11 protein-coding genes and 1 other RNA gene are annotated in these 11,238 nt (G+C 31.8%); 4 read left to right on the top strand and 8 right to left on the bottom strand.

Annotated elements, in window-relative coordinates; all coding sequences use genetic code 11:
• Window positions 1–31 precede the first annotated feature (31 nt).
• The 4 genes from RH82_RS03980 to RH82_RS03965 all read right to left on the bottom strand — a co-directional run bounded on the left by RH82_RS03980 (window position 32) and on the right by RH82_RS03965 (window position 2,453).
• The gene (locus RH82_RS03980; protein WP_034058287.1) at window positions 32–619 is read right to left on the bottom strand and encodes a porin family protein; all 588 of its coding nucleotides are present in this window, start codon (window positions 617–619) and stop codon (window positions 32–34) included.
• Window positions 620–808: 189 nt separating this feature from the next.
• Window positions 809–1,315 (bottom strand): hypothetical protein, encoded by a 507-nt coding sequence (locus RH82_RS03975; RefSeq protein ID WP_034058286.1) that lies wholly within the window; start codon window positions 1,313–1,315, stop codon window positions 809–811.
• A gap of 266 nt (window positions 1,316–1,581) precedes the next feature.
• Window positions 1,582–1,935: a hypothetical protein gene (locus RH82_RS03970; RefSeq protein WP_034058284.1), complete on the bottom strand. Its 354-nt coding sequence runs from the start codon at window positions 1,933–1,935 to the stop codon at window positions 1,582–1,584.
• Window positions 1,936–1,991: 56 nt separating this feature from the next.
• Window positions 1,992–2,453 (bottom strand): hypothetical protein, encoded by a 462-nt coding sequence (locus tag RH82_RS03965; RefSeq protein ID WP_034058282.1) that lies wholly within the window; start codon window positions 2,451–2,453, stop codon window positions 1,992–1,994.
• Between the two features lie 50 nt (window positions 2,454–2,503).
• Here RH82_RS03965 and RH82_RS03960 point away from each other — a divergent pair, with 50 nt between their 5' ends.
• Window positions 2,504–2,851 (top strand): TM2 domain-containing protein, encoded by a 348-nt coding sequence (locus RH82_RS03960; protein WP_034058280.1) that lies wholly within the window; start codon window positions 2,504–2,506, stop codon window positions 2,849–2,851.
• Between the two features lie 66 nt (window positions 2,852–2,917).
• Window positions 2,918–3,814 (top strand): site-specific tyrosine recombinase XerD, encoded by an 897-nt coding sequence (gene xerD / locus RH82_RS03955; protein ID WP_034058278.1) that lies wholly within the window; start codon window positions 2,918–2,920, stop codon window positions 3,812–3,814.
• Between the two features lie 107 nt (window positions 3,815–3,921).
• Here xerD and rny read toward each other — a convergent pair whose 3' ends face one another.
• The 4 genes from rny to RH82_RS03940 all read right to left on the bottom strand — a co-directional run bounded on the left by rny (window position 3,922) and on the right by RH82_RS03940 (window position 6,324).
• Complete coding sequence (rny, locus tag RH82_RS03950) at window positions 3,922–5,496, bottom strand: ribonuclease Y (RefSeq protein ID WP_034058275.1); 1,575 nt, start codon at window positions 5,494–5,496, stop codon at window positions 3,922–3,924.
• 53 nt (window positions 5,497–5,549) lie between these two features.
• Window positions 5,550–5,670: non-coding RNA, 6S RNA (ssrS, locus tag RH82_RS18110), on the bottom strand.
• A 53-nt stretch (window positions 5,671–5,723) separates the two neighbouring features.
• Window positions 5,724–6,017 (bottom strand): cell division protein ZapA, encoded by a 294-nt coding sequence (locus RH82_RS03945; protein WP_034058273.1) that lies wholly within the window; start codon window positions 6,015–6,017, stop codon window positions 5,724–5,726.
• 16 nt (window positions 6,018–6,033) lie between these two features.
• Complete coding sequence (locus tag RH82_RS03940) at window positions 6,034–6,324, bottom strand: hypothetical protein (RefSeq protein WP_034058272.1); 291 nt, start codon at window positions 6,322–6,324, stop codon at window positions 6,034–6,036.
• Window positions 6,325–6,567: 243 nt separating this feature from the next.
• On the opposite strand from RH82_RS03940, the gene RH82_RS03935 reads away from it, so the two are divergent.
• Window positions 6,568–8,253 carry a M23 family metallopeptidase gene (locus tag RH82_RS03935; RefSeq protein ID WP_034058271.1) on the top strand — a complete coding sequence of 562 codons (1,686 nt, stop codon included), beginning with the start codon at window positions 6,568–6,570 and terminating at the stop codon, window positions 8,251–8,253.
• Window positions 8,254–8,368: 115 nt separating this feature from the next.
• Window positions 8,369–10,831, top strand: a complete 2,463-nt coding sequence (locus RH82_RS03930; protein WP_394330721.1) for a TonB-dependent receptor — start codon at window positions 8,369–8,371, stop codon at window positions 10,829–10,831.
• Window positions 10,832–11,238 lie beyond the last annotated feature (407 nt).

The following is an 11,238-nucleotide window of genomic DNA, read 5'->3' as shown; positions in this document are numbered from 1 at the left end:
TCGGCTTTTTTTATGTGAAAGTAAAAAAATATTATAATTTGAATACTCCACCTATGCTTAAACCAGAACCTGCATTCATGTTATTAGCAGCACCTTCAGCCTTTTGAAAGTTGGTAACACCCACTAATCCTTGAAAATCAAAAAGAATACTAAACTGCTCCGACACTTCTAGTTTATAGCCAATACCATATGAAACTCCCAACTGAAATGGCTCTACTAAGTCTTTTGCATCTGCTCCGGCATCCTCAGCCGACAGCAAGAACCCTGGTGAAACACCAAAATTTAAATTCCATTTTCTTGTTGAACCAAAATGCCAGTTTGCATTTATAGGAATATTTAAATAATCTAGTTTTGCTTCTGTACCAAAATATTCTGCTCCCATACTATCGTAACTTAGTCCAGAACGCAAACTCCATCTGTTATTAAAGAAATAGTCTGCTTTCACACCAAAACTGATAGCATTCCTTGAGTCATACGCGTCTATATTATCACCATTAAAAAATGAAGACATATATCCAATGTATGGAGCGATTTCAATATCTCCACTTTCTCTTTCTTGAGCGTTAATGTTTAATGTAGCACATAATGCGAATACTGATAAAAGTAATATCTTTTTCATTTTTTTATTGATTTTATTAATTTGAGAGCGCAAAGCTATGTTATAGAACCATATTCAACAAGTAAAAAGAGCATAAACTGACCTCTAAAAGTCTAACTAATTGATTACTAAGTTTAAGTTATTGGTTTTGAACATAAAAAAAACCGAAACGTGTGTTTCGGTTTTAATTTATAAAATTTTTGTTATTTATTATAATCCAAATTCTACACCCAATGATACAGAATCAAACGACCCATCATTACTAATTCCTTTGTAAGCAGCTACAATATCTATTTTATCACTAACACTATATTGTATTTTTGGTGCATAATAAACACCTCCCTCATTACCATCTGGACTCAATCCAACTGCATAACCTAAATCTGCTCCTACAGTCAACACTTCTGAAACATTATAACGACCAGCAGCTGCAATTGGCAAAAAACCAAAATCGTCAAACTCTAAAGTTAAACTTGTTCCAAAGACAGAAGTAGTAACTTCATCTCCAAAATAATGATGATAACCAGTTGTAACACCCGCTTTAAAATCATCAGAAACATCCCAAAGATAATTTGCATCCAAATTAACACCAAACGTCGTAAAGTCTCCAGCATCACCCATTGGTAAAGCGGCACTCAAACCTACATTAAATTCTTGAGCAAAAACACTACTCATTCCGAATACTGCTATCGCAGCACATACTAATAATTTTTTCATAATTTAAAAGTTTTAATTAATTGATTATACCAAAATTATAAAAAAACAGTGGGTTTTTAAATTTCTTTAACATAGTTATTAACAGTTTTATACGTGCTTTGTTAACAACTATCTGTTTCTCAGTATTATAAAAATTGTATTTATTATGTTTCTAAATAAACAATACCTTGGAGTTAAGAAATGGCAAAACAAACTTAAAGATTATCAAACCACAGCATGTGGTTTATTAGATAATTTTACAAGTAATTATACTTTTAGCCTTTATTCTATTTTAAATAAAAATCAATTTGAGTGTTCTCGCCAGCTTTAAGATTAGTTAAAGCTCGTATTTTTAAACCATCAACAAATATTTCAATTACAGCAGTATTGGTGGATATACTACCAACGTTATCAGCAGATAAAACAAAGGTGTTCTTTTTATTTATTAGTGTTATTGGAATACTTTTTCTTTGTTTTGAAGTTTCAAAACCTCTCAATAGTGTTTTACCATTATAAGTTAAGGTAATTTTATCTCCATCAATTTTTCCGCCATCGTAAATTTCAATTCTAATAGTGTTACTTTTAGAAAACACGCTCATAGTTTGCTTGCTTTTTAAAATATTCATTTGAATAGAATCCATTGTTTTCAAAAGGTCAATATTCTGTTTTACACTATCTGGAATTCGTTTCGTTTTTTTTATAAATTTATTTGCCTTCTGTATTTTTTTAATTGCTTTTCTTTTGTTGTTAACAAAATCTCACCATTTATGCATTCCGTTTTATCTGGAAACAAACCCTTAAATTTACCCTTAAGTTTTGAAGATTTACCTAATCTATATGCATTAGACGTAAAATTGATATAACACAAATCGTCTTCTGAAAAATAAGACTTAGTATATATGGTTTCAACCTCTCTAAACCGCAAAATTTTATTCTCTAAATCATATGTTCCAATAATACTACTTTTTGTTTCGTGTTCCCCACCTACATCTGTTAACGTATAACCGCTAATCTTGCCATTCGTTTCTTGTAATTTAACCGTTAAACTTATTAACGAAGAGTCATTAAGTTTTATAAAACCAACATATTCATAATTTTGCTGAGCAAAACTGAATAGGAAGCAAAATAAAATAAAAAATAAGAGGAGTGAATTTTTCATATGTAAGAAAAAACATTTAGTTTTGAGAAACAAACATAAACCAAATAAATATGAAAATTAAACTATTACTATCGTTTTTAGTATTCTTTATTGGAATCACTACAGCAAGCGCCTCTTTTCCAGTAAAAAGAGCAACAACTACAACTGTAGAAAACACAACAAATGCAACTACAGATATTGTAGATACAGCAATGACGTCTCCTGCTGTTATGAAAGCAAAAGACCAAACAACAGCCATTTTACTTTGGTTATTTTTAGGTGGTTTTGCTGCGCATAGATGGTATTTAGGAAGTCCAATTGGTTGGAATATACTTTTTATCCTTACCGCTGGATTCTTTCTTGTTGGATGGGTAATTGATGGTGTAGAAATTATTACAAATAGTTATCCTGGTTTATAAGAACCAAAAACAATATTTTTTTAAAAAGCCGCTTCTTTATTGAAGTGGCTTTTTTATTTTAGTGGTATGAAATGGCAAAACGCACTTAAAGATTATCAACTCTATCTTAAAATAGAACGTGGCTTATCAAATAATTCGATAAGTAACTACAGTTTTGATGTTAAGAAACTAATGTGTTATTTAGAAGAAAATAATATTACCATCTCTCCTATTCTAATTTCTAAAGAAACTATTCAGCACTTTATATATACCATTGCTAAAACAGTTAATGCGCGTTCACAGTCGCGTTTAATCTCTGGTTTAAAAGGTTTTTTTAATTACTTAGTTTTTGAGGACTACCGGCAATCAAATCCGTTAGATACTATAGATTCTCCCAAAATTGGTAGGAAACTGCCAGATACTTTAAGCGAAAATGAAATTAACCAGCTTATAAATGCCATAGATTTAAGTAAACCGCAAGGTGAACGTAATCGTGCTATTTTAGAATTGCTTTATGGCTGTGGTTTGCGTGTTAGTGAATTAACGCATCTTAAAACATCAGATTTGTTTTTCGACGAAGGGTTTATTAAAGTTACAGGCAAAGGTGATAAGCAGCGTTTTGTGCCCATTATTGAAGCGACGCAGAAGTATATAAATATCTATATGAAAGAAGTAAGAATTCACCAAAACATTCCCAACGAATTTCAAGACACTTTATTCTTAAACCGAAGAGGAAAACAGCTTACGCGTGCCATGATTTTTACAATTATTAAGCAACTAGCTACTAAAATAAATTTGGAGAAGACTATTTCTCCACACACGTTCAGGCATTCTTTTGCAACACACCTTTTAGAAAATGGAGCCGATTTAAGAGCAATACAACTAATGCTTGGTCATGAAAGTATTACTACAACAGAAATATACATGCATGTTGATAAAAGTCATTTAAGAAACGTGATGCAAAATTTTCATCCAAGACAATAGTTGTAATTATAAGTTAACAAAGCAGATTCCTTTCTTTGCAGGAGTTAAAAAAATAAAAGCCCAATTAGTAAAACTAATTGGGCTTAAAAATTATAATAGAACAGTTTTTATTTTGCAATATTAACAGCTCTCGTTTCTCTAATAACAGTAACTTTTACTTGTCCTGGATACGTCATATCTGTTTGTATTTTTTGTGAAATACTAAACGATAAGTCTGCTGCATTTTGGTCGTTTACCCTTTCGCTTTCAACTATAACACGTAGCTCTCTACCTGCTTGTATAGCGTAAGCTTTCTTTACACCTTGAAAACCAAAGGCAATATCTTCTAAATCTTTTAAACGTTGGATATAACTATCTAAAACTTGACGTCTTGCTCCTGGTCTTGCTCCAGAAATTGCATCACAAACCTGAACAATTGGTGACAATAAAGAGGTCATTTCTATCTCGTCGTGGTGAGCACCAATAGCATTACAAACCTCTGGTTTTTCACCAAATTTTTCTGCCCATTGCATACCTAAAATAGCGTGAGGCGTTTCCATATCTGCTTCTGCATCTGGCACTTTACCTATATCGTGTAATAATCCGGCTCTTTTAGCTAATTTTGGGTTTAAGCCTAACTCTGCAGCCATTATGCCACACAGTTTAGCAACTTCACGTGAGTGTTGTAAAAGGTTTTGACCATAAGAAGAACGGTATTTCATACGTCCAACCATTTTTATTAATTCTGGATTTAAACCATGAATTCCTAAATCGATAACAGTACGTTTACCTACTTCTATAATTTCTTGCTCTATTTGTTTTTGTGTCTTTTTTACAACTTCTTCAATTCTTGCAGGATGTATTCTTCCATCTGTAACCAACTTGTGTAAAGATAAGCGCGCAATTTCACGTCTTACAGAATCGAAACACGATAGAATAATAGCCTCTGGAGTATCATCTACAATAATCTCAACACCTGTTGCAGCTTCAATGGCACGAATATTTCTACCTTCTCGACCTATAATACGTCCTTTAACATCATCATTTTCAATATTAAAAACAGACACACAGTTATCTACTGCTTCTTCTGTACCAATACGCTGTATCGTATTAATTATTATTTTCTTAGCGTCTTGTTGTGCAGTCATTTTAGCCTCTTCCATTTTAGCTTGAATGTACACATTGGCTTCTGTTTTAGCTTCGCCTTTTAGAGATTCTACTAACTGAGATTTTGCATCTTCTGCAGATAGACTAGAAATTACCTCTAGCTGTTCTATTTGTCTTTTATGCGCCTTATCTACATCTTCTTGCTTTTTATCAAGAATATCTATACGGTGATTATAGTCTTTTTGTTTCGCGTCAAGCTCAGTATTCAATTTCTTAGATTTTGCGAGCTCACTAGAAGTTTGAGACTCTTTATCTCTAGTACGTTTTTCGGCCTCTGCCATTTTCTTATCGCGAGATAAGATTACTTTTTCGTGTTCAGACTTAAGCTCAATAAATTTCTCTTTAGCCTGAAGCATTTTATCTTTTTTAATGCTCTCACCTTGGCTTTTAGCATCTCTTAGAATACTTGATGCTGATTTTTTTGAGTTCTTAATTAATTTTGAAGCATTATTTCGCTCCATCAATTTTGCTATAACAAAGCCAATAATAGCTCCTATAGCAACTCCTGCAATACTAAATATAACTGTTTGATCCATTGTTAGTTAGTTTAATTGTATAAAAAAAGCCTACACTAATTTTGGTTTTGTATAAACTCCTTAAAAACACGTTTAGGGTTAACAAGCTGATCAAGTATCTGCCCAAATAGTAAACTATTAGCAGCACGCTTTTACAACTTCAACTCACCCTTTTTAAAGAATTAACTGTTGAGTTTATCAAAAAAATAATTAATGTAGGCAGTAACCTAATTTTATCTATAAGAACGTTACGAACTTAAATGCTCCTGTAACACAAGATTTAAAGCTATTAACTTCTCTTCTACATGTTCATTTACATGTTCTTTATCTAAAGTTTTCTGTTCTACTTGAGATGCAAATTGTAAAGCACACATAGCTAAAACATCTTGTTTATCTCTAACAGAATAACTTTGCTCAAATTGTTTAATCATAGCTTCAATTTTTTTAGCTGCTTTTCGTAAACCTTCTTCCTGACTTGGTGGAATTGTTAAAGGGTATACTCTATTCGCTATCGAAAGCTTTATTTTAAGCATTTCTGCCATAAGTTGCTATGTTGCATTATTCGGAGAGTTGACCAATACAATGATCTATTTCTCGTATTAATGCGTTTATTTTGAGTTTTGTATCTCGTTTATCTTCATCACTGCCTAGTATTGTATTGGCCATTTTGAGTGTATCGTACTTTTCTTTCCAAGTATCAATTTCTAATTCTTGACTTTTTTTTGTACTGTGATAGTGTTCTAACTCTTCAGATAATTTTAAATTAGTTTCCTTTAAAACAACTTGGTTTTGCAAGACTTTGCTTATTTTTTTATCTAAAGCATCTACAATATCCTCTATATTACTCATCTACTAATATCAATACTTATCGCACAAAGTTAACAGAACACAACCTATTTAACAATTGTTTTTTCATAAAATTTGAAATAATAATGAGTAATACAACTTATTAGTATTTAAACTTCAAATAACCAATACTATGGCTTCGTCATTAATTTTGTCTTTGCTATTAATAATCAATTGTATATTTTAGCATCTATAGTAAAACTAACACAAAAATTCGATATCTTTAAAACAGTATACTAAATGCTTATGCGCAAATTCCTTTTATTTTTCCTACTTAGCTATTCTGTTTTTTCGCAAAGCGAATATCCTCAGGACTATTTTAGATCGCCTCTAGACATTAATATTGTTTTGGCAGGTACGTTTGCAGAGTTACGTTCAAACCACTTCCACTCTGGTATTGATATTAAAACAAAGCAAATTGAAGGTTTAAAAGTTTATGGCATTGCAGAGGGTTATGTTAGTAGAATAAAGATTGCTCATTTTGGCTATGGAAAAGCCTTATACATCACACATCCTAATGGTTATACAAGCGTTTACGCACATTTACAAAAATTTAGTCCAGTCATTGAAGAATATATAAAAGCCAAACAATACGAAAAAGAATCTTTTGAAATTGAAGTGTTTCCAACCGCAGAAGAATTAAAAATTATAAAGGGAGAAATTATCGCTTATTCTGGAAATACAGGAAGCTCTGCTGGTCCACATTTGCATTTTGAAATTCGTGATAATGCAGAAAGACCAATTAACCCAATGTTATTTGGTGTTGACGTTGAAGATACTACAAAACCAATTGTTTCGAGTGTTTATGCGTATCCAATTGGAGTTAATTCTCATGTTAATGGCTCGAACAAAAAGCAAAAGCTTCGTGTTATTCCGCAAAAAAATGGTGATTATAAAATTGAAGATTTAAAAGCATTTGGAACCATTGGCTTTGCGTTACAGACTGTAGATAGGCAAGATTTAGCTGCCAATAAAAATGGCGTTTATAATATTTCAACATTTTTTAATGGTGTTCAAAATTTTGAAATTGATTTTAAACGTTTTTCATTTACAGAGACAAAACACTTAAACCGTTTAATAGATTATTCTCATTTTAAAGAAAAAAAAGTAAGGCTTCAAAAGTTATTTATTGAAGAAAACAACCCGTTGAGTTTGTACCACAATATAATTGATAATGGTTACATCACTATTTACGATAGTACAGCATCGGTCTACAAAGCTAAAATTAAAGATTTTAAAGGCAACGAAACCATCCTAAATATCTCTATCAAAGGTGACGTAAAATCACCAAACGATATTGAAGAAAAAGTGTCCACACAGCATTACATTCAACATGATCTTGAAGCAGAATTAGAACAAGGCAAGTTTAAAGTCCGTTTTTACAAAGACACCTTTTACGACAGCTTTTTTATAGATTTCAGTGTTAAAAATGATACACTTACACTACATAAGCCGGTAATTCCTGTAAAGAAAAGCTTTACTATATCTTACGATATTAGCGATTTTAACGAAAACGATTTAAAACAATTATACATTGCAGAGTTGATAGGTTGGAATGATTGGCCAAGCTATTCAACTACAAAAAGGAAAGGCAATACGCTTAGCACATATACTAAAGATTTAGGCACCTATGTTCTTGCTAGAGACACTATAGCTCCTAGTATAAAAGCTGTAAACTTTAAAAATGGCAGTTGGATAAGTAAATATCGTTTTTTAAAAGTTAAAATTAACGATAAAGGCACAGGTATTTCCAACTATAGAGCAACCGTAAACGGTAAATGGGTTTTAATGGAATATAATTATAAAAAGAAAACATTAACATACGATTTTAATGATAACAACGTTACTGAAACTAAGAATAAATTAAAAGTGATTGTTACAGATAATGTAGGAAATAGCACTACATTTGAAACTACTTTTTTTAGGAAATAATGTATTGCAACATTAGCGTTGTCGCAATACAATAAATCTATAATTTGCGAGTACTCAATAAGCCAAGACCAACAAAAATTTAACAAGCTTAGATCAAAAATAAAAATATAAAATTTTGAAAATAAAAACTAACTTTCTAAAACTATTAACCTTAGTACTTCCACTCTACGCATTGGCGCAAACCGCAACTGTAAATGGAGTTATTTTAGATGAAGGTAATTTTCCGCTTCAAGCCGTAAATGTTAAAACAGAAACAACAGGTACGGCAACAAATGAGAACGGCTTTTACAAAATTAACATTCCAGCAAATACAGATATTACATTAGTTTACTCTCATGTATCGCATAAAAATGTTACGGTAACTGTAAACTTAAAAAATGGTGAAGTTTTTGAATTTAATCCAGTGTTAAAAACTGATGTTGATCAAATTGAAACCATTGTAATTAACGGAAGCAAAAGAAAAGATGTTCAAGGTATTATAACAATCGATCCAGAAACGTTAGTTAAAATTCCTGGTGCGCAAGCTGGTGTAGAGAATTTACTAAAAACATTACCTGGTGTTAGTGGCAATAACGAATTGAGTACTCAATATTCTGTTCGTGGTGGGAATTTTGATGAAAACCTTGTTTATGTTAATGGCATAGAAGTGTATAGGCCATTTCTTGTGCGTTCTGGACAACAAGAAGGTTTAAGTTTTATAAATAGTGATTTAGTGCAAAGTGTAGATTTCTCTGCTGGAGGATTTCAAGCTAAATATGGCGATAAATTATCTTCGGTTCTAGATATCACTTATAAAAGACCAAAAGATTTTGGTATTGCTGCCGATTTAAGTCTGCTTGGAGGAAGCGTTGCTATAGAAACATCTAGTAAAGATTCTAAATTTACCAGTATTACAGGTTTACGTTATCGCGATAATACCCTTTTGGTTCAAGCAAAAGAAACAGAAACGAATTTCAATCCTGTTTTTGCAGATGTACAAACCTACTTAACCTATAGATTTACAGATAAGCTTGAACTAAGTTTTCTTGGTAATGCCTCGCTCAACAGATATAATTACAACCCGCTTACAAGACAAACCAATTTTGGAACATTAGATAATCCGTTAGCATTATTAGTTTTTTATCAAGGTCAAGAACGCGATAGTTACCAAACACTTTTTGGAGCATTACAAGCAAATTATGAACTCAATGATAATGTAACTTTAGGCTTGGTTGCTTCAACTTACCATACTACAGAAGAAGAGCATTTCGATATCTTGGCACAATATCGTTTAGGAGAAGTTAACAGTAACATTGGAGATGAGGATTTAGGTGAAGTTGAATTTTCTGAAGGTATTGGAGGACAATTAAACCATGGTCGTAACAACTTAGACGCATTAATTACTACTGTAGAACATAAAGGAACAGCTAATATTGAGGATAACGAAATTAAGTGGTCTGTAAAATATACAAACGAAGATATTAGAGATCGTTTAATAGAATGGGAAGTTATAGATTCGGCAGGCTTTTCTATAAATCCACCAAATTCAGGAGGCTTCAATCAAGAACCCTACGAACCAGATACATTTCCGCTAACCGCTTTTCAAAATGTGCAAGCTAGAAACAATACACAAATAAATAGAATACAAGCGTATTTACAATGGAGTAAACGTTCATCTTTAGGCAAAGCAGATGTTTGGTATAATGCTGGAGTACGCGCTCATAATTGGCAAGTAACCAGTGAAAATGTTACCGGAGATAGCCAAATAGTAGTTAGCCCAAGAGCGCAATTTGCGATAAAGCCTAATTGGGAAAAAGACATGTTGTTTCGTGTAAGTGGCGGTTTATATTATCAGCCACCATTTTACAGAGAATTGCGTGATGCTACTGGAACTGTACAGCCAAACGTAAAGGCTCAGAAATCGTTTCATTTAGTATTAGGAAACGATTACAGTTTTAAAATGTGGGATAGACCTTTTAAACTTACTACAGAAGTCTATTATAAAAATTTAACCGATGTAAATCCATATACCGTAGAAAACGTTCGTATTCGTTACGATGCCAATAATAATGCAACAGCCTATGCTCATGGATTAGATATGCGCTTAAATGGTGAATTTGTTCCAGGAACAGAAAGTTGGTTTAGTTTTGGCTATCTTAAGACCGAAGAAAATATTAATAACAGAGGTAATATTGCCAGGCCAACAGACCAACGATTAAAGTTTGCTGCGCTTTTTCAAGATTACGTACCAAATTTACCGAATTTTAAAATGTATTTAAACTTAGTTTATAATACAGGTTTACCAGGAGGGTCTCCTAGTTATGCAGATAAATATCAATTCCAAAGCCGTTTGCCTGACTACAAACGCGCAGATATTGGTTTTCAATTTGTAGTAGTAGATGCCAAAAAGCAGTTTGATAGTGGTTGGAAAAAACCTTTCAAAGCGCTTTCTTTTGGATTCGAAATTTTTAATGTTTTCGATGTACAAAACTCAATTACTAATACTTGGGTTCGTGATGTGTATAGTAAAAGACAGTATGCTATACCTAACTATTTAACACCAAGAGTTTTTAATGTTAGAACAACAATGCGATTTTAAATTCTTACGAAATAAACTTCAAATAAAAGCTTCCGAAAAAAAATAGTTACTAAAAAAGCTGTGAATTAACAAAGTATCCGTTAGAATCTAAAATAATCAACATTCTAAGTTATATATTGAAATATCTTTAATGGTGATTTTTTGTTCGGTAATTTCGACATCTTTAAAATTCCAACAACTCTAAATTGTAAATAAAAAATATTAGTTTTTAGCTCTCTTTACAAAGATGGGTCAGAACAACAATTGTTATAAATTTTTACAAATGTTAAAGAATTATAAGTTGAATAAATTAAAAAAAAATAGGTGAACCTCTTCAATAAAAAATATTAATCTATCTATCTATTGTCTGTTTTTTTCAGTATTCTGTTTTTTGTCAAGAATTAAAGGGGCCAATAAAAATTCTGATA

The sequence above is a fragment of the Lacinutrix jangbogonensis genome, from assembly GCF_000797445.1.
Taxonomy (GTDB): Bacteria; Bacteroidota; Bacteroidia; order Flavobacteriales; family Flavobacteriaceae; genus Lacinutrix; species Lacinutrix jangbogonensis.
This window is presented reverse-complemented; position numbering and strand designations above follow the sequence as displayed.